At 37.2% G+C, this 25,581-nt stretch carries 23 protein-coding genes and 1 pseudogene; 16 read left to right on the top strand and 8 right to left on the bottom strand.

Annotation, left to right across the window (positions count from 1 at the left end; genetic code table 11):
• Positions 1–308 precede the first annotated feature (308 nt).
• From sfsA to radC, 3 genes are read left to right on the top strand one after another with little or no spacing between them, the layout of a single operon-like run.
• Positions 309–1,019: a DNA/RNA nuclease SfsA gene (sfsA, locus tag NMK50_RS04865; protein ID WP_254771077.1), complete on the top strand. Its 711-nt coding sequence runs from the start codon at positions 309–311 to the stop codon at positions 1,017–1,019.
• Positions 1,012–1,842 (top strand): type I methionyl aminopeptidase, encoded by an 831-nt coding sequence (gene map, locus NMK50_RS04860; RefSeq protein ID WP_254771076.1) that lies wholly within the window; start codon positions 1,012–1,014, stop codon positions 1,840–1,842. The genes sfsA and map overlap by 8 nt, the downstream gene beginning before the upstream one ends.
• A 17-nt stretch (positions 1,843–1,859) precedes the next feature.
• Positions 1,860–2,654: a RadC family protein gene (gene radC / locus NMK50_RS04855; protein ID WP_254771075.1), complete on the top strand. Its 795-nt coding sequence runs from the start codon at positions 1,860–1,862 to the stop codon at positions 2,652–2,654.
• 44 nt (positions 2,655–2,698) lie between these two features.
• Here the strand turns inward: radC and NMK50_RS04850 are convergent, their stop codons facing one another.
• The 4 genes from NMK50_RS04850 to NMK50_RS04835 form a co-directional block, all read right to left on the bottom strand.
• A complete protein-coding gene (locus NMK50_RS04850; RefSeq protein WP_254771187.1) occupies positions 2,699–2,911 on the bottom strand; it encodes a DUF3126 family protein in 213 nt (70 codons plus the stop codon).
• Between the two features lie 599 nt (positions 2,912–3,510).
• Positions 3,511–4,284 carry an alpha/beta fold hydrolase gene (locus tag NMK50_RS04845; RefSeq protein WP_254771074.1) on the bottom strand — a complete coding sequence of 258 codons (774 nt, stop codon included), beginning with the start codon at positions 4,282–4,284 and terminating at the stop codon, positions 3,511–3,513.
• Positions 4,281–4,799 (bottom strand): DUF192 domain-containing protein, encoded by a 519-nt coding sequence (locus tag NMK50_RS04840; protein WP_254771073.1) that lies wholly within the window; start codon positions 4,797–4,799, stop codon positions 4,281–4,283. The genes NMK50_RS04845 and NMK50_RS04840 overlap by 4 nt, the downstream gene beginning before the upstream one ends.
• Positions 4,800–5,018: 219 nt before the next feature.
• The gene (locus NMK50_RS04835) at positions 5,019–5,594 is read right to left on the bottom strand and encodes a cold-shock protein (protein WP_254771072.1); all 576 of its coding nucleotides are present in this window, start codon (positions 5,592–5,594) and stop codon (positions 5,019–5,021) included.
• Positions 5,595–5,908: 314 nt separating this feature from the next.
• On the opposite strand from NMK50_RS04835, the gene NMK50_RS04830 reads away from it, so the two are divergent.
• The 5 genes from NMK50_RS04830 to NMK50_RS04810 all read left to right on the top strand — a co-directional run bounded on the left by NMK50_RS04830 (position 5,909) and on the right by NMK50_RS04810 (position 10,775).
• Complete coding sequence (locus tag NMK50_RS04830) at positions 5,909–7,042, top strand: ABC transporter substrate-binding protein (RefSeq protein WP_254771071.1); 1,134 nt, start codon at positions 5,909–5,911, stop codon at positions 7,040–7,042.
• A 119-nt stretch (positions 7,043–7,161) separates the two neighbouring features.
• Positions 7,162–8,238, top strand: coding sequence for a branched-chain amino acid ABC transporter permease (locus NMK50_RS04825; RefSeq protein WP_254771070.1), 1,077 nt, complete (start codon positions 7,162–7,164; stop codon positions 8,236–8,238).
• Positions 8,238–9,296: a branched-chain amino acid ABC transporter permease gene (locus NMK50_RS04820; RefSeq protein WP_254771069.1), complete on the top strand. Its 1,059-nt coding sequence runs from the start codon at positions 8,238–8,240 to the stop codon at positions 9,294–9,296. Before NMK50_RS04825 ends, NMK50_RS04820 begins: the two co-directional genes overlap by 1 nt.
• Entirely contained in the window at positions 9,293–10,078 is a 786-nt protein-coding gene (locus tag NMK50_RS04815; RefSeq protein WP_254771068.1) for an ABC transporter ATP-binding protein, read from the top strand. The genes NMK50_RS04820 and NMK50_RS04815 overlap by 4 nt, the downstream gene beginning before the upstream one ends.
• Positions 10,065–10,775, top strand: a complete 711-nt coding sequence (locus NMK50_RS04810) for an ABC transporter ATP-binding protein (protein ID WP_254771067.1) — start codon at positions 10,065–10,067, stop codon at positions 10,773–10,775. Before NMK50_RS04815 ends, NMK50_RS04810 begins: the two co-directional genes overlap by 14 nt.
• Before the next feature lie 106 nt (positions 10,776–10,881).
• Here NMK50_RS04810 and gatA read toward each other — a convergent pair whose 3' ends face one another.
• Both gatA and gatC read right to left on the bottom strand, forming a co-directional pair.
• On the bottom strand, positions 10,882–12,366 hold the full coding sequence (gene gatA / locus NMK50_RS04805) for an Asp-tRNA(Asn)/Glu-tRNA(Gln) amidotransferase subunit GatA (protein ID WP_254771186.1): 1,485 nt from the start codon (positions 12,364–12,366) through the stop codon (positions 10,882–10,884).
• Between the two features lie 31 nt (positions 12,367–12,397).
• The gene (gene gatC, locus NMK50_RS04800) at positions 12,398–12,685 is read right to left on the bottom strand and encodes an Asp-tRNA(Asn)/Glu-tRNA(Gln) amidotransferase subunit GatC (protein ID WP_254771066.1); all 288 of its coding nucleotides are present in this window, start codon (positions 12,683–12,685) and stop codon (positions 12,398–12,400) included.
• A gap of 116 nt (positions 12,686–12,801) precedes the next feature.
• Between gatC and ruvX the strand changes: the two genes are divergently transcribed.
• Positions 12,802–13,281, top strand: coding sequence for a Holliday junction resolvase RuvX (gene ruvX, locus NMK50_RS04795; RefSeq protein WP_254771065.1), 480 nt, complete (start codon positions 12,802–12,804; stop codon positions 13,279–13,281).
• Here ruvX and NMK50_RS04790 read toward each other — a convergent pair.
• Positions 13,266–14,894: an acyl-CoA dehydrogenase family protein gene (locus tag NMK50_RS04790; RefSeq protein WP_254771064.1), complete on the bottom strand. Its 1,629-nt coding sequence runs from the start codon at positions 14,892–14,894 to the stop codon at positions 13,266–13,268. The genes ruvX and NMK50_RS04790 overlap by 16 nt on opposite strands.
• Positions 14,895–15,020: 126 nt before the next feature.
• On the opposite strand from NMK50_RS04790, the gene NMK50_RS04785 reads away from it, so the two are divergent.
• Genes NMK50_RS04785 through dprA form a run of 4 tightly spaced genes read left to right on the top strand, consistent with a single transcriptional unit; the run spans position 15,021 to position 19,117 of the window.
• On the top strand, positions 15,021–15,986 hold the full coding sequence (locus NMK50_RS04785; protein ID WP_254771063.1) for an aspartate carbamoyltransferase catalytic subunit: 966 nt from the start codon (positions 15,021–15,023) through the stop codon (positions 15,984–15,986).
• The gene (locus tag NMK50_RS04780; protein WP_254771062.1) at positions 15,983–17,284 is read left to right on the top strand and encodes a dihydroorotase; all 1,302 of its coding nucleotides are present in this window, start codon (positions 15,983–15,985) and stop codon (positions 17,282–17,284) included. Before NMK50_RS04785 ends, NMK50_RS04780 begins: the two co-directional genes overlap by 4 nt.
• Positions 17,285–17,295: 11 nt before the next feature.
• Positions 17,296–17,928 carry a glycerol-3-phosphate 1-O-acyltransferase PlsY gene (plsY, locus tag NMK50_RS04775; RefSeq protein WP_254771061.1) on the top strand — a complete coding sequence of 211 codons (633 nt, stop codon included), beginning with the start codon at positions 17,296–17,298 and terminating at the stop codon, positions 17,926–17,928.
• Positions 17,903–19,117 (top strand): DNA-processing protein DprA, encoded by a 1,215-nt coding sequence (gene dprA / locus NMK50_RS04770; protein ID WP_254771060.1) that lies wholly within the window; start codon positions 17,903–17,905, stop codon positions 19,115–19,117. The genes plsY and dprA overlap by 26 nt, the downstream gene beginning before the upstream one ends.
• Here the strand turns inward: dprA and NMK50_RS04765 are convergent.
• Complete coding sequence (locus NMK50_RS04765; RefSeq protein WP_254771059.1) at positions 19,047–19,253, bottom strand: hypothetical protein; 207 nt, start codon at positions 19,251–19,253, stop codon at positions 19,047–19,049. The genes dprA and NMK50_RS04765 overlap by 71 nt on opposite strands.
• Before the next feature lie 264 nt (positions 19,254–19,517).
• On the opposite strand from NMK50_RS04765, the pseudogene topA reads away from it, so the two are divergent.
• The 3 genes and pseudogenes from topA to NMK50_RS04750 all read left to right on the top strand — a co-directional run bounded on the left by topA (position 19,518) and on the right by NMK50_RS04750 (position 24,967).
• Positions 19,518–22,105: pseudogene (gene topA / locus NMK50_RS04760) on the top strand (type I DNA topoisomerase).
• Between the two features lie 3 nt (positions 22,106–22,108).
• Complete coding sequence (gene rnr / locus NMK50_RS04755; RefSeq protein WP_254771058.1) at positions 22,109–24,391, top strand: ribonuclease R; 2,283 nt, start codon at positions 22,109–22,111, stop codon at positions 24,389–24,391.
• Between the two features lie 417 nt (positions 24,392–24,808).
• Positions 24,809–24,967: a hypothetical protein gene (locus NMK50_RS04750; RefSeq protein WP_254771057.1), complete on the top strand. Its 159-nt coding sequence runs from the start codon at positions 24,809–24,811 to the stop codon at positions 24,965–24,967.
• Positions 24,968–25,581 lie beyond the last annotated feature (614 nt).

The following is a 25,581-nucleotide window of genomic DNA, read 5'->3' as shown; positions in this document are numbered from 1 at the left end:
AATTTCATATATTGTGTTCCTATAGTTGTTTTTTGAAAACAGTCTTCCTAAGAAAATATTCCCCCAATAATTTTTTAATAACAACTTAATATCAATACTGTCTTTTTATTCAGATTCTATTGTGAAGTAATAACTTAAAAATTAACAATGCATTATAAAAAAATAAACTCTTCTTCTTAATTACTTAAACTAGTTTTATGAATTGTCTTAACATTTTTTGTGCATTAAGAATGCCTTATTGAAATCTGCTATAAAACTTATAGATAACTGAGTTGAATTATGAGATCATAAATTCTAAGATAAGGAGTATGCTTTTTATTCCTAAACTTTTTCCTGCAAAACTTATTCGTCGTTATAAACGCTTCCTGGCTGATGTTAAACGAGAAGATCAGCACATCTTTACTGTAGCTGTTCCTAATACAGGATCGATGCTTGGTTTGACAACTCCAAACTCCAATATTTGGCTTTCATATAACAACAACTCCAAGCGAAAATACGCATACCAATTAGAAATTGTTGAAGCAAATAATACTTTAGTTGGGATCAATACGACTGTACCTAACAAACTTGCATTAGAAGCAATTCAAAATGGTTTATTACCGGAATTAAATGGATATAAAACAATTTTGAAGGAACAATGCTATGGTACAAAATCACGCATTGACTTTCTTCTGCGAGATGGCGTCCTCCCTGACTGTTATCTAGAAATTAAAAATGTTCATTTTATGCGCCAAAAAGGATTAGCAGAATTTCCTGATACCATAACAAAACGTGGCACACGTCATCTTGAAGAACTCATAAAAGTCGTGCAACAAGGGAAACGAGCTGCTATGCTTTATGTAATACAACGGGAAGATTGCTCAGCTTTTAAAATCTGTCATGATCTTGATTCAGCTTATGGACGCAAATTTGATTTAGCATTAGAATTAGGGGTAGAGTTTTATGCTGTAAAATGCCACGTAAGTACAGAAGTGATCTTTCCGATTCATCGAGTGACAATAGAAAAAAGTAATGACTGATTATATTGAATATAATAAAATACCCTTAAAATTTAATGGACAAATCCGCATTTTTGATGAGCATGCTTTTGCTAAAATGCGTGAAGTTGGTCGTGTTGCTGCAGAATGCCTTGATGCGCTTATGGATATTATTAAGCCTGGCGTCACGACACAAGAAATTGATGACTTTGTATTTACTTTTGGAGCTGAAAGAGGAGCTCTTCCTGCTGACTTGAATTATCACGGGTACGGACATTCATGCTGCACATCAATCAATCACGTTGTTTGTCATGGTATCCCTAATCAAAGACCCTTACAAGAAGGTGATATTGTTAATGTTGATGTGACCTTTATTCTCGATGGATGGCACGGGGATTCAAGCCGCATGTACCCCGTTGGAAAAATCAGACGCGCAGCAGAACGTCTGCTAGAAATAACACATGAAAGCCTGATGAGAGCGATTGCCGTAGTCAAGCCCGGAGCGACTACAGGTGATATTGGTGCTGCTATACAACACTATGCAGAATCTGAACGGTGCTCAGTTGTGAGAGATTTTTGCGGACATGGAATCGGTCAGCTTTTTCATGATGCGCCCAATATTCTCCATTATGGAAATTCTAGAGAAGGAATAGAACTTAAACAAGGTATGCTGTTTACAATTGAACCAATGATCAACCTTGGAAAACCACAAGTTAAAATTTTGTCTGATGGCTGGACTGCTGTCACACGTGATAAATCTCTTACTGCACAGTATGAACATACAATTGGTGTAACACATGAAGGATGTGAAATTTTTACGCAATCCCTTAAAAATATTTTTTATATTCCAAGTTCAAGTGCCTAAATAAATGTAGAAATATCATGACTAAAAAAATAAATAAAAAGGAAGATATTCAAAATAATCATTTTGCATTAACATCAAGTTCTCTGCTTAACCCAATATCAGAAACAAAAAATGAAAAAAATCAAAACAATTTACAGATACATAAACATTATCAAGGACATCGTGAACGTCTTCGCAAACGCTATTTAAAGTCAAAAGGAAATGCAATTGAAGACTACGAATACCTTGAACTATTACTTTTTCGCACGATTCCCCGCGCAAATACAAAACCAATAGCCAAGAGCTTGATAGCACGATTTGGCTCACTAGCGGATGTATTGGGTGCAGATATTCATCGACTTCAAGAAGTTCAAGGATGTGGCCCAGCGACTGCGATCGATTTAAAAATTATTTCAGATGTTGCTGGACGTCTTGCTCGTGCAGAATTGTTTAAACGTGATATTTTTTCCTCTTGGGATAAAGTATTAGCTTATTGTAAAGCTGTGATGGCACACGAAACACGTGAACAGTTTCGTGTTTTATTTCTTGATAAAAAAAACGGTTTACTTGCTGATGAAGTGCAACAAACAGGAACCATTGATCATACCCCTGTATACCCACGAGAAGTCATTTCTCGCGCTTTAGAATTATCTGCCTCAGGACTTATTTTAGTGCATAACCACCCCTCTGGTGACGCTAAGCCTTCTCAAGCAGATATCACCATGACATATAGATTAAAAGACGCAGCAAATGCATTAGGTATTATTATTCATGACCATTTAATCATCGCACGAAATGAATATACAAGTTTTAAAGTATTAAAACTCATATGAATCTTATGAGACGTGGAAAGATTTCATTCTATTTTCAGAACGAATCAATTGCTTAAATCAATATCTAATATGGCCATCGAAAAATTGTAGGACAGTTCATCCTCATCTTCATCTCGATAAATAATACCTAAAAATTCGTCACCAATATAAACTTCATAAGAATCACTCTTCTTAGGCCGTGCCTTCACTTGCAATGCTGAATTTTGGAATATATTTTTAAAGTAACTATCAAGTTTTTTTATTTCATCAGCATTCACCATACTCTCCTGTCTTTTAGACTCTTAAACTAACGCTTTTATGGCGGATAAAGCACTTCTAAAATTCTGTAAAGATAGTAAAGAATTTCGTTTTTCTTCTACATTACCTATACTCAAAACAGCATTATCTTAACACCTTTAATAAGGAACCTTTACTAAAAAGTCACCCATTATCAAATATATTCGTATAGCTGTAAAAGTAAAAAAACGGTTAGAAAATCTTAAATTTTTAATAAATTCTCTTTTATCCCCAATTTTGATATTTGCACTTATTCTGATAACAATATTGATTGATCATTCAAAAATAAAGTTCTATAAAATGAAGAATTTCTTGGTATTTTCTAACTGCTTCATTTATCAATAAATACTGTTGCATAATAAAAAATAACTCTCTGTAATTTCTTTTACAAAGTACGCTTACTTAATCTCTTAAAAAAAATGCACTGCTAAAAAAGAGTTAATGAAAATTTATTGTTTTTCCTCCCACTCTTTTATAAAAATTCATATCATAATAGCCGAGTTTTTGAATAAGCTTTACAGCTTTTATTTGATATAAAAATAGTGAATATTTTTGCGAACTCTAAAATCTATGAATCACTTTATGTGATAGGATAATGAGAAAGAAAATTAATAACCCCCTCTTTATAAATCCTATCCCCCACAGCAAGCATATGGTCTCGATCAGGAATTACTAATGCTTCACCACTAGGTAATAAAGCTGCTAACAGTTCTGCTTCACCACCAATTTCATCTAATGAACCAACAGCAACAAGTGCTGGTTGTTTTATTTTATAAATCTCAGATGCTGTTAACTCTTGCTTTGATGTAATAATACAAGCGGCGAGAGCACGTCTATCACTTTTAGTGTGATCTGCAAATTTACGAAACATCAAACCACGTGGATTGGTAATCGTGGAAAGATCTTCTGCTAAAAGAGCCTCAGCGACAGGTTGCCAATTTCCTGCTCCTGTCACCATACCAATCCCTAAACCGCCAAAAATAACACTGTGTACATATGTTGGATACAAAAGAGCCATAAATGCGCTAACTCGAGCTCCCATAGAATATCCCATAACATGTGCTTTGGGTATTTCTAAATGCTGCAATAATTTCATGGCATCGCCTGCCATAGCTTGAGGTGTATAAAAGCAAGGATCGTAACTTTTAACCGAATCCCCATGTCCGCGATTATCAAGAGCAATCACACGATACCCGGCTTCCGTAAGCGTACGAAACCAACCTGTTGCATACCAATTCACACGTGCGGAGGATGCAAAGCCATGAATTAATAAAATAGGCGCTCCCTGGCCTTCTTCTCGATAAGCAAATCGCAAACCATCATATTCGAAAAAACAAATATCTTCCACTGTCATTTTGTATGATCCTCACACTTTCCACAAATAGCGGGATGGAAAACACGTTGTCCCTTCTCTATTTGTTTTTCAGAAACTTCACCAGCATTAACCTCAAGTGCAAAAGCAGCAGGAACTTTTGATGAAATAACATTTGTTGAAAATGGGGTCGTTTTTTCAACAATCGACACAATAACCCCATCAGCATTTAAGAAAATCATATCTAGAGGCAAAGGTGTATTTGCCATCCACATCAAAAATTCTTGTTTATCCTCTAACGGATTATTTCCCTGCTGTTTAAAGAGCATTGCGCGATCACGTGGAAAATGAGTACGATACATTAAACCAGCAACCCCCTGAGACTGCGTAAAAGCAAGCTCTACTTTGTAAAAGACCATCCTTTGCTTTGTTTGTATTTTTAAAGGAATTGGATGAACAGGAATCTTTATAGGTTTTTTTGCTAAAGTTATACTCCCTCCTAATATGGAAAACAGCGAAAATATAACGATGGATCCTCTTCTAAAAAGCTTTAACATTTTTATCTCCACAGCAAACAATCCGCTAACTTTGTTTTACAAAACAAGAATATAAGGATTGATCTTCTTATCGCACACAATGCAATATCTAAAATTGTCTAAATTTGATTTATAGCTTCATAGATACTGATTTTTTGCTCATTTGATTTTGCACTGCTTACGGACAACCTTGTCTCACTTTAAAAGAGCAAGAGAGACATATGGCTTCAGTAGTGGAATTTAATGTGTAGCAAAGGGAACTCCTATATCTGGATAGATTTCTGCCGTCATTAAGCCTTTTTCCCCTTTACCAAAACGCACAAGGACAACTTGACCAGAACGAAGCTCTGCTAAACCAAAACGACGCAATGTTTCCATATGAATAAAGATGTCTTCTGTTCCTTGCCCACGGCTAAGAAAACCAAACCCTTTATCACGATTAAACCATTTAACAATGGCACGCTCCAAGCCACTTTCTGGAGTCACAACAACATGTGTACGCGCTGGAATTTCTGATGGATGAACCGCTGAAGAACAATCTATAGACTTTACCTGAACGCACTTCAACCCGCGCTCAGTTTTTTCCACCGCACAGACGACTTTAGCACCTTCTAAAGCTGTTTGGAAACCGTCCCTCCGCATAACAGTAACATGCAATAATATATCGGGAAAATTAGGCAAATCAGGTACAATAAATCCATAGCCCTTACTACCATCAAACCACTTAATGACACCACTAATTTCAATAATTTCACCACAAGAACCTATACTGTCCTCAGATAGGGAACAATCTTTTAATGTATCTTTCCTCGTCATAATAAAAAGTGATCCTGTAGCTCTAAGTTATACGATATTGATTCTCTATGCTTTAAGTAAACATTGCTCTTGCATTACCACGCAAGTCCTAAGAATAAGATTTCCCCATATTGTCGTACCTCTAGATGTTAATTCAAAATGAATATTCGCAAAAGTATTTGATCGTACGCTTTACACATCTTACAATAAGCAGCCTAGAAAAAAATAATACAAAATATTTTTACACAGTAATATTTTTATAAATGTGTAACTTGCATGATGAAAAAGTTCAAGATAAGGTGCAAGAACCGCAACCAATTCAAGGAAAGTGCGCAATGCAATTGAAGAAAATCCTCACGAGCCTCGCAGCTATCATGGCACTTGTAACGAATGTCTATGCAAACGAACCTATTAAAATTGGTGTTTACCTTCCATTAAGTGGTCAAAATGCATTTGGGGGACAACTTGAAATCAAAGGTGTAGAATTAGCACATAAGCAAGTTCCACAAATATTGGGACGCAAAGTGGAGCTTATTGTTATTGACAATAAATCTGATAAAGTAGAAGCAGCTAATGCTGTTATGCGTTTAACTGCCAGTGAAAAAGTTAGTGGAATCATTGGGAGTTATGGCTCTTCGCTCTCGTTGGCTGGTGGAGAAATATCCGAAAAAGCAAAGACTCCAACCATTGCAACTTCCTCAACAAATCCGCTTGTTACACAAGGTAAAAAATATTACTTCCGTGCTTGTTTTATTGATTCCTACCAAGGAATCGGAATTGCAACTTATGTACGTCAAACTTTACATGCAAAAAAAGCGGCTATTCTCAAAGATATATCAAGCGATTATGCGATTGGGCTTGCCAGTTATTTTGCACGTGCTTTCAAAAAACTAGGTGGTGAGGTTATCTCGAATTTAAACTACAATTCTGGAGATCAGGATTTTTCAGCTGTTCTTACACAAATTATAGCGCAAAAACCTGATGTCTTATTTATTCCATCTTACTTTTCTGAAGGTGCTATTATTATGAAGCAAGCGCGCGAACTAGGTGCAAAGTTCCGCATTATGGGTGGAGATGCTATGGATAATCCAGAAACCATCACAATTGCAGGAGAAGCTGCAGAAGGTTTCTTACATACAACACTTCCCTATAGTGAAGACATGCCAAATATGTCAACAGCTGCACAAGAGTTTACAAATAAATGGAGAGAGGCTTATCCTGATAAAGAACCAAATATCAATTCCGTTTTAGGATACACCAGTTATCTGATGTTTATGAAAGCTATTGAAAATGCTGGTAGTGATGATCGTGAGAAAATTACTCTAGAACTTAGCAAACTAAAAGATTTTCAAACGCCTTTTGGTGATATGTCTATGGATGAAAATCATAATCCTGAGATTCCTATTGGTATAATTGAAATAAAAGGTGGAAAACGTGTCTATTTAGATGAAGTCAAACCTGCTTTTTAAAAAGTGAGCAATTTTTCTAGTCAAAATTCGAGAAATAGTTGAGGATTTTTCCTCAAATAAAATTTGGTGGTTTCTTTTTTAATATCCTGTATGAATTAACAAATGTGGAAGGATGAGAGATGAGCACTGAAATGTTCATCCAGTATTTTTTTAATGCACTGGCATTGGGATCTCTTTATGGACTTATCGCTATTGGTTACACCATGGTGTATGGTATATTGAGACTGATTAATTTTGCTCACGGTGATATTTTTATGCTAGGAGCATATTTCGTTTTCTTTTCTACAATTAGCTTTATGCCTGCTTGGGCTGCGATTCTTCTTTTGCTGCTAGCAGTCCTTATTTATTATGCAGTGTTTATAGGATTCAAAAAGTATCCTTCAACTTTTTGGAGTGGTGTTTTTTTAATCCTCGTTTTAGGATTTCTTTATTATTTTAAAATTGCACCTCAAGACTTTGCACCAATTTGGATATTGGCCTTGTGTTTTTCCATTTTTATCACAAGCGCGGTGGGTATTACTGTTGATCAATTCGCTTATAGACCTTTGCGCCATGCTCCTCGTATCTCAGCACTTATCGGCGCAATAGGTGTTTCCTTTTTTATTGAAAATCTCGCTACTGTGCTCTTCAGTGGTGTCCCTAAAGGTGTAAAACAACCAGATTTTCTTGTAACGCCATTTCTATGGCATTTAGAATCAGGAGCAAGTGGAATCATTAGGATTGCTCCAATGTCTCTGATTGTTCCTACTGTCTCATTTATTCTCATTATCTCTCTGTTATGGATTATCCATAAAACAAAACCTGGTCTTGCTATGCGTGCAATTTCACATGATATTGAAACAACGCGTTTGATGGGGGTTTCTGTCAATAAAGTTATTGCATTTACATTTGGCATAGGTTCAGCACTTGCTGCTATTGCGGGGATTATGTGGTCGTTACGCTATCCTCAAATTCATCCTTATATGGGTGTTCTTCCTGGACTTAAAGCCTTTATCGCTGCCGTTATTGGAGGTATTGGCTCTATTCCAGGGGCGATGTTGGGAGGATTATTACTCGGATTTATTGAAATTATGATTATTGCATTCTTTCCCACACTATCTGGATATCGAGATGCTTTCGCTTTTGTTTTATTGATTCTGATTTTATTGATAATGCCTACCGGATTAATGGGCAAGAAAAGTCAGGAGAAAATCTAATGGTAAAATCAGTTGCAAACTTTCTATCCTGTATCAGTATCTTAATTCTTATTGGTTTTTTATTTTATGCAGATCACCATTTTAATGATTATACACTGCGTATCATCAATCTTATTGCTATTAATGCGATATTGGCAATTTCGCTTAATTTGATTTACGGTTTTACCGGTATGTTTTCTCTAGGGCATGCTGGCTTCATGGCCATTGGTGCTTATGTATGTGCGATTTTACTTCTTTCTCCTGAACAAAAAGAAATGATGTGGATTCTTGACCCTATCGCTGAACCATTACATCATCTACAATTCCCTTTTTTTATTGCCGTTGTTGTCAGTGGTTTGTCTGCTGCAGTTGTTGGTTTATTGATTGCTCTTCCCGTATTGCGCCTCGGTGGTGATTATCTTGGAATTGCAACATTGGGTTTTGCAGAAATTATTCGTATTGTTATTACCAATGCCTCATCCATAACAAACGGCTCTTTAGGAATTAAAGGAATCCCCCAAAATGCGACATTATGGTGGAACTATGGTTGGTTAGCCTTTACAGTTCTCTTTATTACTCTCTTACTACGAAGCAATACTGGTAATGTACTACGTGCTATTCGTGATGATGAGATCGCCGCAAAAACAATGGGAGTTAACGCTTTTTTCTACCGGAGCTTTTCCTTTACTGTGGGTGCATTTTTTGCAGGTATAGGAGGAGCATTAATGGCTGCCCTTATTTCAACGATTGATCCAAAAATGTTTAATTTCTTACTAACATTCAATATTTTAATGATTGTTGTTACTGGTGGACTTGGTTCAATTACAGGAAGCATTATTGGCAGTATTATTATTACCGTCATGCTTGAATGGCTTCGCATTATTGAAAGTCCTTTTGATTTAGGTTTTATACATATTCCAGAGACACCTGGGCTTCGTATGGTTGTTTTTTCTCTTTTATTGCTCGTCATTATTTTATTTTGGAGAAAAGGGTTGTTGGGACAACATGAATTTTCATGGAATGGGATTTATAGCTTTTTAACACGCAAGAAACTCTCTAATACTGAGGGAAAGCTATGAACAATACTATCCTTTCACTTAATAATATCGTAATGCGTTTTGGCGGCTTGGTTGCGGTAAATAATATTAATATGGCAATCAAACGAGGAACAATTACTGGATTAATTGGTCCAAATGGAGCAGGAAAAACGACTGTTTTTAATATGATTTCTGGGTTTTATGCACCCACAAGTGGAACGATTCTTTTTGATGGTAAAAAAGTTTTTTCTGGAGCTCCTCCTTATATTATCTGCAGACACCATATTGCGCGAACATTTCAAAATATTCGTCTTTTTTCAGGATTGACGGTTTTGCAAAATGTTATGGTAGGAGCGCATGTTCGACAAAAATATCCATGGTTTTCTTCAGCGCTGTTTTTTCCAAAAGCAATGAAAGAGAAAAAAGAAGTTCATAAAAATTCAATGGAGCTTCTTGAACGATTACAGCTTGATCATCTTGCCAATCAATCAGCAATGACCCTGCCCTATGGTGTACAACGACGTCTAGAAATTGCACGCGCGTTGGCAACAAAGCCAAAATTGTTGCTTCTTGATGAACCTGCTGCTGGTATGAATCCACAAGAAAGTGAGGATCTTAGAAAATTTATAGCAAAAGTGCAGAAAGACTTTGATCTTACGATTCTCCTTATAGAACACGATATGAAGGTTGTTATGGGACTTTGCCAATATATTTTGGTGATGGAATATGGATGTTGTATTGCCAATGGCACACCAGATGAAGTGCGTAACGACCCTAAAGTTATTGAAGCTTATCTCGGCGGAGATGTTTATGGATATTCTTAAAATCAAAAATCTTCATGTTCATTATGGGGCCATTAAAGCTATCCAGAACCTTTCTATGTCTATAAAAAAGGCAAGTATAGTAACTTTAATCGGCGCCAATGGAGCTGGAAAAAGTAGCATTGTACGCTCTATTGCAGGACTTAACCGGTCTGTTTATGGGGAAATTACCTATAAAGGCGAATCAATTATTAAAAAATCACCAGAAAAAATTTTACGATTAGGAATTGCTCTTAGTCCTGAAGGGCGGCGCATTATGCCCCACCTCACTGTTTTAGAGAATCTACACCTAGGCGCTTATATTCGCCATGATAAGATAGGAATTGCTCGTGATATTGAATGGGTCTTTGATCTCTTTCCGCGTCTACGTGAAAGAGCAAAACAATTAGGAGGTACAATGTCTGGTGGTGAGCAACAAATGCTTGCGGTGGGTCGTGCTCTCATGAGTAATCCGGATATGGTAATCTTAGATGAGCCCTCCCTAGGTTTAGCTCCCCTCCTTGTAAAAGAACTTTTTTCGATTATTCAAAAAATTAATGATATGGGAAAAACCATTCTTCTTATTGAGCAAAACGCATTTGCTGCACTGTCTATTGCTGACTATGCTTATATTCTAGAGGTCGGACATGTCCTCTTTCATGGTGAAGGTAAAACTATGCTTTTTGATCCACGTGTTAAAGAAGCATATCTTGGCGGATGAAAACTGTACAGCCTTTAAAAACTAAAAGAATCCCTTCTCAAAAATCTTCTTGATTGAAGAAAATAACGCTTTTTTATAAAGTTTCTTTCATAAAGTTCTGAGCTTTTTATAGCCACCACTTCTTTGCGCTAAACATGCCTGCTGCTTGTTCTATAATATGTGCTATCTGAAAAATAACTTCTTCTGTAAAAGGCTTACCAATTAATTGTAATCCAAGTGGTAAACCATTTGATGAGAGACCAGCAGGAACAGAGATTCCTGGTAAACCAGCCATATTAACGGGTACAGTAAAAATATCATTGAGATACATTGCTACAGTATCATTTTTTATTTTTTCATCAGCAATTCCAAAAGCAGGTGTTGGCGTTGCTGGTGTGAGGATAGCATCAACGCCGGAAGCAAAACATTGATCAAAATCATACTTTACCAATGTTCGCACTTTTTGAGCTCTTAAATAATAAGCATCATAATAACCTGATGAGAGAACATAAGTACCAATCAAAATACGACGTTTTACTTCATCACCAAAACCAGCTGAACGAGTATTCTCATACATTTCAATAACATCTTTTCCTGGTATACGCAGACCAAAACGAACACCGTCATAGCGTGCCAAATTAGAAGATGCTTCTGCAGGAGCGACAATATAGTAAGCAGGCAAAGCATATTTTGTATGGGGTAATGAAATATCGCTTATTTCAGCACCGGCTTCTTTTAGCCAATTTATTCCTTTTTGCCAAAGATCAATAATTTCAGAAGACATTCCTTCCATATGGTATTCTTTCGGAATACCAATTTTTATTCCTTTAATTGATTGGCCAAGATAGTTTTCATAATCAGGGACTGGTAAATTAACAGAAGTAGAATCTTTTTCATCAAAAGAAGCCATTGATTTAAGCAAAATGGCACAATCACGCACATCCCGCCCGATAGGTCCGGCCTGATCAAGTGATGAAGCAAAAGCGATGATTCCCCACCGTGAACAACGTCCATAAGTTGGTTTAATTCCTACCGTTCCCGTAAATGCTGCTGGCTGACGTATTGAACCGCCTGTATCTGTTGCTGTTGCACCAGCACAAATGCGCGCAGCAACAGCGGCTGCAGAACCACCTGAAGAACCACCAGGTACGAGCTTTTCATCGGAACCATTTTTTCTCCATGGACTAATAACTGGACCATAATATGACGTCTCATTAGAAGACCCCATAGCAAACTCATCCATATTAAGCTTGCCTAACATAACAGCTCCATCCTGCCATAAATTAGCAGTCACCGTTGATTCATAATGCGGTTTAAAACCATCAAGAATATGTGAACAAGCTTGAGTATGAACTCCGTGTGTAGCAAAAAGATCCTTAATTCCTAACGGAATTCCTTCTAAATTTCTTCCCTGACCTTTAGTCAAACGGCATTCTGATTCAACAGCCATTTTTCTCGCTTGTTCTGCGGTTATTGCCACATAAGCATTCAAAGTCGGATTAGCCAATTCAACCGCTTTTAAATAAGCTTCTGTTAATTCCGTTGCTTTGAATTCTTTCTTTATGAGAGAATCACGGGCTTGTGCAATTGTTAAAGTTGTTAGATCAGTCATCATTGGTTCTCAAGTTTTTAAAATACAAAAATTACTCAACAATTTTTGAAACAAGAAAGAAATTTTCTTCTGTAACAGGTGCATTTGCTACGATATCTGCCGCTATATCACCATCTGTGACATCATCTTCACGCATTTGTAAAGCCATTGGCATTACGGAGGTTAATGCTTCAACACTGCTGACATCGATATCATTTAATTGTTTTACAAAACCTAAAATGACATTGAGTTCTTTTGTCATACGTTCTGTTTCATCGTCATGGACAGCAATACGCGCCAAGTGCGCCACCCGCTTGACTGTTTCTTGATCAACAGACATACTACGCCTTTCTGCTTTTTTATTTTTACATTCACTTATTGGCTATACAAGGCTGCGTCTACAAGTGCAAGAATATTGATAACCTGAAATACGAAAAGGCTTAAATTATAAACCATATGGCTATTATTAATATCAATGAAGTTATGACACATCTTTTACCTGGACAAGTAATAGCAGGTTTAGATTTGGGCACAAAAACGATTGGAATTGCAGTTTCTGATATGGGGCTCACTCTTTCAAATCCGCGTCCTGTCATTCAACGAAAAAAAATGATGGAAGATGCACACGCCCTTATAAAAATTTTTGATCGTGAAAATGTGGGGATTATTATCATTGGGCTACCTCTTAATATGAATGGAAGTTGTGGCCCTCGTGCTCAAGCAACCAAAACTTTTGTCAGTAATATGAAAGCATATACAAAAATTCCTTTTGTTTTATGGGACGAGCGCTTATCAACAATTGCCGCAGAACGTTCCCTTCTAGAAATGGATGTATCGCGCGCTAAAAGAGCAGCTAAAATTGATTCGGCTGCTGCTGCTTTTATATTGCAAGGTGCGCTCGACAGAATTCAAGGCCTTCATCATATGGAAGGATAGAGGACATTTAACAAATGTCCTGCATTATATCGTGCAATAAGCATTCCATAGGAAGATCTCCATTGTCCCCCAAGGCGGCTTTCCATATAAGCATTCGCTACATGTTCTATGTCTATAGAACGTAACGATGCGGCTGCAGTTGCATACGCTACTTGTTCAACAAAAAATCTTCCTGCTCCCTCATTTTCCGATGCCATCTCTACAGCAGATTTAATAATTTCAATTGCCCGTGGTCCCGCTGGTCCAATATCAACAGCAATTTTTTCTAACAATTTCTGAAATAATCCCGGTGCTTTTTCAGCGATGAGAATTGCATCCTTTACCAATTGATTCGCAGAACTATTTCTCACAATTCGTGCCGGACTATTGCACAACATTTGCGATAATGGATTGCCTTCTACAAAACTTCCTATACCAAGCTGTGCAATAATCTCACCAATAATAGGTATGACGAGTTGACTGACATGATAAGCAATAATAGGTGCCATAATCCGTGCAAAAGCTGCTTCAGAGCGATCATTTGCTGCATTATCAAATGCTCGCGCTAAACGTAAAACCAATGCTTGTGCAGCAGCAATATCCAGTGCAATATCTGCAAAAATACGTTCTGTTAGGGGTGGTAAAGGTTGATCTGGTGCTTTTTGCCGAAAAAAATCGATACCAAATTGAAGTGCAGCGCGCAAAACACCAGCTGATATGACGGACTGATCAAAACGCATCATCGTTTCGATATCCTTAATAGCTTTAAGCCCCTCCCCTACATTTCCTAAAAGCCAACCATAACAGCCCTGAAAATCAACAACACCCTCTGGAGTTAAAGATTCTCCGGAATGCTGTAACAAATGACGAATTGATATGGTACCATTTAACGCTCCATTTTCTTGTATACGTGGAACTAAAAAGCAGCTTAGATGACCGTCTAACTCTGCACTCACAAGATATCCATCAACGATAGGATTAATAACATTCGTTTTTGTAACATTTAAACGATACAGATCACGCCCAACTTTTTCATCAAAAGAAATTTTTTTAACAGTTGGAAAATTGAAAGCGTATTTTTCGTATCGTGCAACATCATCAAAAGCACAAGTGAGTGAAGCCGCCCCTTTTCTATTAACAGGTTTAGACGATAAATCATATTGTCGTGATAAAAGCATATTTTGCCATTTACTAAAGAGATCAACATCACTAATTAAAACTGCAAGAGTCGCACTTGAGATAATAACCTCATTCAAATGTCCTGTTTCTAAACCTGCAGATAAAGCCAAGCGAATAGCACGGGCTTGATATCGTACTCCGTTTTCTGAAGTGGTATTTTCCCAAAGTGAAGTGACTAAACCAACTTGCCTAGAATATTGCTGAAGAGTTTGATAAGAGGAATGTATCTCTAGCTTTTCTATTGGTTGTCCCCATTCGTCATTATAACGCAAAATTGGTCGATAACGATTTGCCAAAGAGGAAAGTTCCCATGCTTCATGGCTCGCTACAAAATCTCCTATTTCTTCAAAACTTGCTAATAAAAATTTAGGCAAAGTAGAGGCAATACGAAACATAAGCGTATCACTGAGAAAGGCATTTTTTTTGCGGGCATTTTGCACAGATATAGTATTCATAGGCATATTCCTATTTATTCAAATCATTCACACATAGACTATTTGTCATTTTGCAGTTAAAAAACATTTATTATATTCAAACAAATACTTTTTTAATGTGTTTAGAGAGAGATAGAAAAGAATGCTATGACTCAAAATACTTTTTTTCCCTTTTTTCCCCATCAACATCTTTTAGGCATCAAAAATTTAAATGTAGAAGACCTCATTATATTACTGGATCGTGCAGATGCAAATGTTAACCTCTCTCAAAAAATTGATACAATAAAATCTACATTATGTGGACGTACTCAAATTAATCTTTTCTTTGAGGCCTCCACACGCACACAATCTTCTTTTGAATTAGCTGGCAAACGGTTAGGGGCAAACGTGATGAGTATGGCCATTGGCAATTCATCTGTAAAAAAAGGAGAAACATTGATTGATACAGCAGAAACCCTCAATGCGATGAAACCAGATATTCTTGTCATTCGCCATAGGAGTGCTGGAGCAGTTGCTTTGTTAGCACAAAAAGTGGATTGTTGTGTCATTAATGCTGGTGATGGTGCCCATGAACATCCAACACAAGCTTTATTAGACGCTCTGACGATTAAAAGAACAAAGGGCCGCATTGAAGGACTAACTGTTGCAATTTGCGGAGATATTTTGCACTCACGTGTTGCTCGTTCTAATATCCTCAGTCTCAATGCCTTGGGAGCTCGCGTTCGTGCTGTTGCACCTTCAACACTTCTCCCCACAGGAATAGCTGATATGAGTGTTGAGGTCTTTAACACGATGAAAGAGGGACTTAAAGGTGCTGATGTTATTATGATGCTACGCTTACAACACGAACGTATGAACGGTTCCTTCATTCCATCCATTCGTGAATATTTTCATTATTTTGGCTTACATAAGAAAAATTTAGCCTATGCCAAAAGTGATTGCATTGTTTTGCATCCTGGCCCAATAAACCGCGGTGTAGAAATAGCATCTAACATAGCAGATGGACCACAAAGTATGATCCATAGACAAGTGGAAATGGGAATCGCTGTGCGTATGGCTGTCATGGAGGCTTTATTGGATTCACGCCTTAGAACAAGTGGAGAGAAAAAATGATAAAGCCTATTGTTTTTCAAAATGCTCGTATTATTGATCCTTCACGCACAATGGATGAGATTGGTACTGTTATTGTTGAAAATGGACGAATTACAGCTGCTGGAAAAGAAGCATTGAATCAAGGAACGCCCGAAGGCGCAGAAATTATTAATGCACAAAATAAAGCAATCCTTCCTGGACTTGTTGATGCTCGGGTTTTTATTGGGGAACCAGGAAATGAAAGTTGTGAAACAATAACATCAGCAAGCCAATCTGCAGCAGCAGGTGGTATCACTTCTTTCCTTATGATGCCAGACACAAATCCAATTATCGATAATGTAGCGCTTGTTAAATTTATAACACATACAGTAAAAGAAATGTCATCGGTCAATATTTATCCCGTAGCTGCGATCACTCAAGGTTTTCGGGGACAAGAAATAACCGAATTTGGTTTGTTAAAAGATGCAGGAGCTATTGCTTTTGGTGAAGGAAAAAACACACTGCAAAATTCATCTGTTATGCGACGTGCCATGACTTATGCACGTGATTTTGATGTTCCCTTAATGCATGAAACACAAGATCAAGACCTGACAGGAAAGGGTGTTATGAATGAAGGCCTCTTAGCGAGTTGGCTTGGTCTTGCTGGAATACCTCGGGAAGCAGAAGTTATTCCACTGGAAAGAGATTTGCGTTTGGCTGCATTGACACAAACACGCTATCATGCAGCACAAATATCGACAGCATTATCTGCTGAAGCACTTCGCTTAGGAAAACAACGCAGTGAGAAGATTTCAGCTGGTGTATCCATTAATCACTTGTCTCTTAATGAAAATGACATTGGTGAATATTGCACTTCTTTTCGTCTGATGCCTCCATTGCGTAGAGAAGAAGATCGCATAGCAATGATTGAAGCAATAAAAGATGGAACTGTGGATATTATCGTTTCCTCCCATGATCCTCAGAGTGTTGATACAAAACATTTACCATTTAATGATGCATCCACAGGTGCCATTGGTATGGAGACTTTATTGAGTGCGGCTTTACGCCTTTATCATGATGGAAGCATATCTCTGTTACGATTAACAGAACTTTTATCAACAGCGCCAGCAAAACTCTTTGGCCTTAATGCGGGAACACTTAAACGAGATTCTGATGCGGATCTTATTTTGGTTGATCTTGAGATGCCATGGGTCGTTTCTGCAAAGAAGCTGTATTCACTCTCTCAAAATACACCTTTTGAGAATACACACTTCCAAGGGCGTGTTGTTCAAACTTTCGTTAGAGGACAACCCATTTTTAAACTTGATCAACAAACTTAATGAGATTTTTAATGAATGAAGGTGAAATACTTTTTCAATTTTGTACTTGGTTTGTCTTTCTAATATCCTATCTCATGGGATCAATTCCTTTTGGTTTACTTTTTACACGATTAGCTAAACTTGGTGATGTAAGAAAAATTGGTTCGGGAAATATCGGAGCGACAAATGTTTTACGGACAGGAAATAAAAAAATTGCTGCTCTCACGCTTTTGTGCGATATGTTGAAGGGGACTGTTGTTATTCTTTTTGTAAAATTTTTAAGTGAACCTATAGAAAATAGTATTCTCGTCTCTTTAGCTGGTTTTTTTGCCTTTTTGGGACATCTTTTTCCCATATGGTTAAAATTTAAAGGTGGCAAAGGTGTTGCCACCTATCTTGGTGTGTGCTTAGGAAGCTATTGGCCAGCAGCAATTGTTTTTATTGTTGTATGGATGGGGATTTTTTTGCTTACACGCTATTCTTCATTATCCGCACTCATTGCCGTGGTTATCACTCCGATATTTGTTTTTTACTTTTCCGATTCTTATTTCTGTTTTATGCTGGTTGTAATGAGCCTATTTGCCTATACAAAACATTATGCAAATATTGGTAGATTATTAGTTGGAAAAGAAAGCAAGGTTGGTACACAAAACAGGGATGAATAAAGGAATCTTACTCACTGATCGTCAGCGTCTCAATTGGTTACGGTTGTTGCGGAGTGAAAACATTGGAGCGGTGAGTTTTCGCAATCTCATTGACCATTATAAAACAGCAGAAAATGCTTTAGCGGCGCTTCCTGAACTTAGTAAGAAAGGTGGGCTTTCTGAATCTATTCGCATAACAACGATAGAAGATGCAGAAAAAGAAATACAAGAAGCAGAAAGATTAGGTATCCGGTTTATCGGTGTAGGAGAACCGGATTATCCAGCTTTTCTTAAGGCAACAGAATCTCCACCACCTCTCATTGCCATAAAAGGCAATGTTTCAGTTTTTCAGAAACCTTCTGTTGGTATTGTGGGATCTCGAAATGCATCTGCGGCCGGAAAAAAACTCGCGGCTCAGTTTGCTCATTTTCTTGGTGAGGCTGGTTTTACAACAATTTCTGGACTTGCTCGTGGAATTGATAGCATTGTGCATCAAGCAAGCCTCTTAACAGGCACAGTCGCAGTCATGGCTGGTGGTATTGATCATGTCTATCCCCCTGAAAATAAAAAACTACATGAAGATATTATCATTCATGGAGGAGCAATTATTAGCGAAATGCCTATTGCTTGGAAGCCCCGCGCTATCGACTTTCCAAGAAGAAATCGTATTATTGCTGCTCTCTCACTTGGACTGTTGGTTGTAGAAGCGGCTACACGATCAGGTTCCTTAATCACCGCACGCCAAGCAGCAGAAATGGGACGATTAATTTTTGCCATTCCTGGTTCTCCACTTGATCCAAGATCCATCGGTACAAACAATCTCATAAAAGATGGTGCTCTCCTCACCACCCACCCCTCTGACATCGTAGAAGCACTTACACCATTAGACCCAATTTCTACACATTCCCAACGCGATTTTTTCGAGGAACCCTCCTCTCTACAACTGGAAAAGGATAGCTTGAGTGTATCTGATGAAAAAAACTGTCGCTCCCCTTCTGTTGAGGAAAATGCAGAACGTACGGCGGTTTTTTCTGCTCTTTCGACAACACCAATTGATTTAGACACGCTCAGCACTCATTCAGGTGTTTCACTCCCAAACCTTTACCTTCTGCTGGTAGAGCTCGAGCTTGCAGGAAAGCTTATTCGACACTCTGGTGGTTATGTGTCATTGTTGAATTCGGATCTTCCCCAAGAGCCTCAGCACTATTAATAATGCTTTGTCCTTCTTTAGCAACCATATCCAAAAGCAATGCTAAAAGTGGGCTATGTGCTTGACGGGCCATCTGATTCATTTGTTCTGACATATCTGTAATATATTGGATAACTTTTAAATGATTTATAAACATAATTCTCTATCCTTGAGCATTTCCCCTCCTACTTCTCAATAGATGTTATCTTAGTATTTTGTCGTATGCTTCTGTATTAATAGTATAAATTAAATCGTGTAGTTTTATATAGGGTATGTTTTAATAATAACAATCATAAGTTGTACAATATTAATGTTTTTTATATGGCTAATATTTTTTTATGTGCTCTTAACGAATTGCCATTAGCTATTCCTATGAAAGACGTTTATAAAAAAAATTTTATTTTAATATTCGGGTAAAATTATGGATATCGTTATCGTTGAATCTCCAGCAAAAGCAAAAACAATTAATAAATATCTTGGTTCTCAATATAAAGTCGTCGCATCATTTGGACATGTTCGTGATTTACCAGCAAAAGATGGTTCTGTTCTACCCGATCAAGATTTTTCTATGAAATGGAGTGTCGATTCTGCCGCTGCTAAACGTTTGAATGAAATAGCAAAAGCTGTCAAAGAAGCAGATAGCCTCATTTTAGCAACGGACCCTGATCGTGAGGGGGAAGCAATTTCATGGCACATTCTTGATGTGCTTCGTCAAAAAAAATTTTAAAGGATAAACCTGTTAAACGAGTTGTCTTCAATGCCATCACAAAAAAATCTGTTCTTGATGCCATGAGTAATCCGCGTGATATTGATACCTCACTTGTAGATGCCTACCTTGCACGTCGCGCTCTTGATTATCTCGTCGGTTTTACACTTTCACCTGTTTTGTGGCGTAAACTTCCCGGTGCACGGTCTGCTGGCCGTGTTCAATCCGTGGCTTTGCGTATTATTTGTGATCGAGAATCAGCAATAGAGCATTTTGTCAAAGAAGATTATTGGTCCATTACAACAGACTTAAAAACCATTCGAAATGATATTTTCCAAGCAAGATTAACAATGTTTAATCAAAAAAAGATTGGAAAACTTGATATTCAATCTCAAGAACAAGCAGATCAAATTCGTCTTATGTTGGAGGAAGCAAAATATCGTATCCTCAGTGTTGAAGCAAAGCCTACAAAGAGGAATCCTTCTCCTCCATTTACAACATCTACTTTACAGCAAGCGGCGTCTTCAAAACTAGGATTTTCAGCTTCTCGTACAATGCAAATTGCCCAAAAACTTTATGAGGGTGTTGAAATTAATGGTGAAATGGCCGGACTTATTACTTATATGCGTACCGATGGTGTGCAAATAGCTTCAGAGGCTATTGATGCAGCACGATCAGTGATTCAAGAATCTTTCGGCAGTGATTATATTCCTGAAAAGCCACGTTTTTATTCAACAAAAGCAAAGAATGCTCAAGAAGCACACGAAGCTATTCGCCCAACCGATTTTCAACGAAGTCCTAAACATGTACAAAGTTTTCTCGATAGCGATCAAGCAAAACTCTATGAACTGATATGGAAGCGCGCTATAGCGAGCCAAATGCGTTCTGCTGAAATTGAACGCACAACTGTTGAAATTGAAGCACAACAAGAAGAAAATTGCGCAAATTTACGTGCGACAGGTTCTGTTATTCGTTTTGATGGTTTTATTTCTGTCTACACTGATCAACGAGAAGAAGAAAACGATGAAGAAAATGAAACAACACGTTTGCCGCAAATAAACACTGGCGAAACGCTTACAAAAGAAAAAGTTGAAGTTGTACAACATACCACAGAGCCACCTCCACGCTATTCTGAATCTTCCTTAATTAAAAAACTTGAAGAGCTAGGAATTGGTCGCCCTTCAACCTATGCGTCTACATTATCTACGCTTTGTGATCGTGGATATATTGTGATTGATAAACGAAAACTTATCCCTGATGCAAAAGGACGTATTGTTACAGCTTTCCTTGAAAATTTTTTTAATCGTTATGTGGAATATGGTTTTACCGCAGATCTTGAGGAACAACTAGATCTTATCTCTGATGGAAAACTTTCTTGGAAAGATGTGATGCGTGATTTTTGGGATGGCTTTAATGCGTCTATTACCAATATCAAAGAACTCCGTATAACCAACGTTCTTGATGTTTTAAATGTGACATTAGCACCTCTCGCATTTCCTGCTCGTGAAGATGGAAGTGATGTCCGTTCTTGTCCTCTTTGTACAGACGGCCAATTATCGTTAAAGCTAGGACGTTATGGTGCATTTGTTGGATGTTCTAATTACCCCGAGTGCAAATATACACGTCAACTTGGAACAGATGAAGCAGAAGAGAATGAAACCTTGCGTAATGATGAACCACTTATGCTTGGTATTGATCCTCAAACAGGAAAAGATATTTCTCTTCGTAATGGTCGTTTTGGTCCCTATATTCAACTTGGTGAAGGCAAAGAATCCAAGCGTGTAGGACTACCAAAAGAATGGCAAATAGATAATATAACTCTTGATAAAGCCTTGGCATTACTCTCCCTCCCACGTGAAATTGGTACGCATCCTGAAACAGGGAAAATGATCGCAGCAACCATCGGGCGTTATGGCCCCTATCTTACGCATAATGGCAAATCAGCTCCTCTTGTTCATGCTGATGAAATTTTTGATATTGGCATCAATCGCGCTGTTACAGTGCTTGCTGAAAAAAAAGAAAATAAAACAAAACGAAGCAGAACATCCCCCGCAGTGCTCGCAACGTTAGGAGAGCACCCAAATGGCGGCGTTGTTACCATACGCGATGGACGGTATGGTCCCTATGTTAATTGGGAGAAAATTAATGCAACATTGCCGAAAGATAAAGAACCAATTAGTATAACACTCTCAGAAGCGTTAGAACTTATAGCGGCAAAAGAATCTGGTAAGAAAGCAACCGGTAAAGCTTCCAATAGAAAAGTAACAACAAAAAGGGTTTCTTCCAAAAGAAAAGAGAAATGAGTTTTGGCTAAAGGCACAAAAAAAATAAAATATTTGCAATCACTTAATGTGAATCCCCTGCCCAGCAAGGCGGAAATTATTTCCTTTATTAATGAGAATCCTGACCGATCAAGTAAACGTGATATCGCCAAAGCTTTTAACTTAAAAGGCGATTCTCGTATCTGGTTGAGAGGTGTATTACGTGAGTTAAAAGATGAGAACCTCATATCAAAACAGCATAAAAAGGCACTCAACAAAGGAAATTTACCACCGATTTCTTTGGTGAAAATTAGTGGACGTGATAAAGATGGAAGTTTGATTGCACAACCTCTTGAATGGGAAGGTGATGAAAAACCAAATGTTGAAATACGTCCTTTTCATCGCATAAAAGGAACAAGCGTTGGTGTTGGAGACCATGTTCTTGTAAAAATTTTTCGCAATAAAACTGGCTCCTCTTATACAGGACGCCTTATTCGTAAGGTTGATGTATCCCCAAAGAGCATATTTGGGGTTGTACGAAAATTAAAAACAAATCAATGGCGGCTTGATCCTATAGATCGCAAAACGAACGAACTCATTATTGATACCTCCGATACATCTTCAAAAATAAAGATAGAATCTGGTGATTTCGTTGAAGTCGAAATTAAAAAAAATACTGGTTATGGACTGAAAAGCGCACAAATAAAGAATATTTTAGGACATATTGAGAGTGAAAAAACGCTGTCAATGATTGCTCTTCTTTCAAAAGGAATTCCTTACATTTTTCCTGAAGAGGTTCTTGAACAAGTAAAACATATAAAACCTGCCAACCTAGAAAATCGTGAAGATTGGCGACAACTACCATTTGTTACAATTGATCCACCAGATGCAAAAGATCATGATGATGCTGTTTATGCGACAAAAGATGAAGATCCTGAAAATCCTGATGGTTGGATTATTGTTGTCGCGATTGCTGATGTCTCTTATTATGTCAAAACAGGAAGTGCTTTAGATAAAGAAGCCTTAAAACGAGGGAATTCTGTTTATTTTCCTGATCGTGTTGTACCAATGTTGCCAGAACGCATTTCTAATAATTTATGTTCTCTGCGAGAAGAAAAGGAAAGACCAGCTTTAGCCGTTCGTATGATTTTTGATACGAATGGGAATAAACAAAGACATAGTTTTCATCGTGTTGTGGTGCGTGTGTTCGCTAAACTTTCTTATCAAGAAGTCCAATCTGCAATTGAGGGGAATATAAATGAAAAAAGTGCCCCTGTTTTTGAGAGTGTTTTGCAGCCATTATGGGAAGCTTATGGACGCCTTAAAATTGCGCGGAATCGTCGACAACCGCTGGAATTAGAGTTAGCAGAAAAAAAAATTATTCTTGATCAAAATGGATGCATCAAAGATGTTGTAAATGAACCACACTTAGAAGCCCATCGTTTGATCGAAGAATTTATGATACAAGCGAACATCGCAGCTTCTGAAACGCTAAAAGAGCATCATCAACCTTTCATCTATCGTATCCATGATCAGCCCTCTCTTGCAAAACAAGAAGTCTTGCGAACCTTTCTTCAAAGTTTGGGGATATCACTCTCTCGCGGTGCCGAACTGACATCAGCACGTCTTAATGGCATTTTAGGAAAAGTAGCAAATACTCAACAACAAGAATTAGTCAATCAAGTTATTTTGCGCACACAATCTCAAGCTGAATACAATCCTAAAAATATAGGCCATTTTGGTTTAAACTTACATAACTACACACATTTTACATCACCAATTCGTCGTTATGCTGATCTTATTATTCATCGCGCACTCATTAAAGTCTTAAAATTAGGGAATGATCCATTAACGGAAACACAAGAACAAAATCTTGCTGAAATAGCCACGCAGATTTCTTTATATGAACGTCGTGCAATGATAGCTGAAAGAGAGACCCGTGATCGACTTGTCGCACACTATTTAATTAACAAAATCGGCCGTATTTTTACAGGTCGTGTTTCTGGTGTTATAAAAGCTGGTCTTTTTATCTCACTTGATAAACTCAATACAGACGGTTTTGTGCATATTTCTACACTTAAAGACGATTATTATTATTTTGATGAAGTACAACATATCCTTATAGGAAAGCATAGTCATAAAGGTTATCAATTAAGTGATCAAGTAGAGGTTAAACTTGTAACAGTACAACCTTTTGCTGGTGCTATAAACCTTGAGCTATTGACAAAGCCTCGCCAACTAGCTTTTTCATCCACTTCCTATCATAAAAGCAAATTTATAACAAAAAAACGAAAAAATGTTTTTTATAGAAATAAAAATATGAATTAAAAATTTCTAAAATGTACAAGACAAATTTAACTTTTGTCTTCCTCTTCTTAACTTAGATATTCATATTAAAACCACAAAATAATAATGAATTTAAAATAAAAAACAACGGACAGTATAGTCTTATTGTCCTATTTTATATTTATAAATTTAACTCTTTTAGCATATAAAATCGCATTTTAAACACAATCATAGATATATAAAAATTTGAAAGTACTTTTTGTGTTATATGAACCAGAAAACCTACACAAGAGAGATTACAAAGGTTTTTATTTCAAAACAATTTTTTATCAATAGAATGATCAAAGGTATCGTTAAGCTATCCTCATGATAAAAGAAGTTTTGAACCCTTAAAATCATTCTTTTTATGCCATCATTATAGCTCTTACGATCATTCGTATCGTTGGAGTGTCATTGAGAATGGGAACACAACTTCTTTTACTTCTTATGACCAAGAAAGCTATTCAAATAACACCATCGACTATCGTGGAAAAATTACAAAATCGCTATGATTCTTGCTATCATCTTTTTTATGATCATTCTTTTTATATCCACTTATTTTATCAGTCCGATAAATAATGGTAGATTTTTTTAATTTGTCACTGATTTTCTCAAATTTATCTGTGACAGAACTCGTTTGAATCATCTTACATCTCGCTGTTTCTCAAACGATACTGCTTAGATAATCGTAGTTATTTAAGCTTTTTAGAACTTCATTTTCCCCACCACTGTGGGTTTGATTTATTGCTTATTTGTATTACATCTCACCATGGCAATTGTATTCATCCTGTGAAAGTTTTGGAAAACAGCTGTACACCACCTAAAAACGTCTCTGAGCAATTTCTACTCATGCTATCATATGAAAACATTAAGATCTGCAATAGCCCCCACCCTCTCAGAAAAAATAAGGCTGTGAGGGTTTGTACCTTTTGTGTCCTCACGATATTTGCTCCTATCACAATTCGTGCGTCTTGGAAATTAAGTCCTAAACTTTTAAAGAGCCAATATACTTTACTCCTTCCTGTTTCTTCCATGTTCTAACACCAATGATGGCAGTGCCATTTATGGTGTTAGAACATGGAAGCATTATTCCTTATAATAGCTTCGTGTATATATTGGATAGAATGAAAACCAAACCACATATTTTATGGTAATATTCACCGTTGGTAATATTTTCTCTCATCCTTATCAGC

It is taken from the genome of Bartonella harrusi (genome assembly GCF_024297065.1).
GTDB lineage: Bacteria > Pseudomonadota > Alphaproteobacteria > Rhizobiales > Rhizobiaceae > Bartonella > Bartonella harrusi.
Note: the sequence above shows the minus strand (reverse complement) of the source record. Positions and strands in the feature narration are given on the sequence as shown.

Bases quoted from the DNA above. Each gene is read 5' to 3' on its own strand.
- sfsA (WP_254771077.1), top strand. From the start codon at position 309: ATGCTTTTTATTCCTAAACTTTTTCCTGCAAAACTTATTCGTCGTTAT.
- map (WP_254771076.1), top strand. From the start codon at position 1,012: ATGACTGATTATATTGAATATAATAAAATACCCTTAAAATTTAATGGA.
- radC (WP_254771075.1), top strand. From the start codon at position 1,860: ATGACTAAAAAAATAAATAAAAAGGAAGATATTCAAAATAATCATTTT.
- NMK50_RS04845 (WP_254771074.1), bottom strand. From the start codon at position 4,284: ATGACAGTGGAAGATATTTGTTTTTTCGAATATGATGGTTTGCGATTT.
- NMK50_RS04840 (WP_254771073.1), bottom strand. From the start codon at position 4,799: ATGTTAAAGCTTTTTAGAAGAGGATCCATCGTTATATTTTCGCTGTTT.
- NMK50_RS04835 (WP_254771072.1), bottom strand. From the start codon at position 5,594: ATGACGAGGAAAGATACATTAAAAGATTGTTCCCTATCTGAGGACAGT.
- NMK50_RS04830 (WP_254771071.1), top strand. From the start codon at position 5,909: ATGCAATTGAAGAAAATCCTCACGAGCCTCGCAGCTATCATGGCACTT.
- NMK50_RS04825 (WP_254771070.1), top strand. From the start codon at position 7,162: ATGAGCACTGAAATGTTCATCCAGTATTTTTTTAATGCACTGGCATTG.
- NMK50_RS04820 (WP_254771069.1), top strand. From the start codon at position 8,238: ATGGTAAAATCAGTTGCAAACTTTCTATCCTGTATCAGTATCTTAATT.
- NMK50_RS04815 (WP_254771068.1), top strand. From the start codon at position 9,293: ATGAACAATACTATCCTTTCACTTAATAATATCGTAATGCGTTTTGGC.
- NMK50_RS04810 (WP_254771067.1), top strand. From the start codon at position 10,065: ATGGATATTCTTAAAATCAAAAATCTTCATGTTCATTATGGGGCCATT.
- gatA (WP_254771186.1), bottom strand. From the start codon at position 12,366: ATGACTGATCTAACAACTTTAACAATTGCACAAGCCCGTGATTCTCTC.
- gatC (WP_254771066.1), bottom strand. From the start codon at position 12,685: ATGTCTGTTGATCAAGAAACAGTCAAGCGGGTGGCGCACTTGGCGCGT.
- ruvX (WP_254771065.1), top strand. From the start codon at position 12,802: ATGGCTATTATTAATATCAATGAAGTTATGACACATCTTTTACCTGGA.
- NMK50_RS04790 (WP_254771064.1), bottom strand. From the start codon at position 14,894: ATGAATACTATATCTGTGCAAAATGCCCGCAAAAAAAATGCCTTTCTC.
- NMK50_RS04785 (WP_254771063.1), top strand. From the start codon at position 15,021: ATGACTCAAAATACTTTTTTTCCCTTTTTTCCCCATCAACATCTTTTA.
- NMK50_RS04780 (WP_254771062.1), top strand. From the start codon at position 15,983: ATGATAAAGCCTATTGTTTTTCAAAATGCTCGTATTATTGATCCTTCA.
- plsY (WP_254771061.1), top strand. From the start codon at position 17,296: ATGAATGAAGGTGAAATACTTTTTCAATTTTGTACTTGGTTTGTCTTT.
- NMK50_RS04765 (WP_254771059.1), bottom strand. From the start codon at position 19,253: ATGTTTATAAATCATTTAAAAGTTATCCAATATATTACAGATATGTCA.
- NMK50_RS04750 (WP_254771057.1), top strand. From the start codon at position 24,809: ATGGGAACACAACTTCTTTTACTTCTTATGACCAAGAAAGCTATTCAA.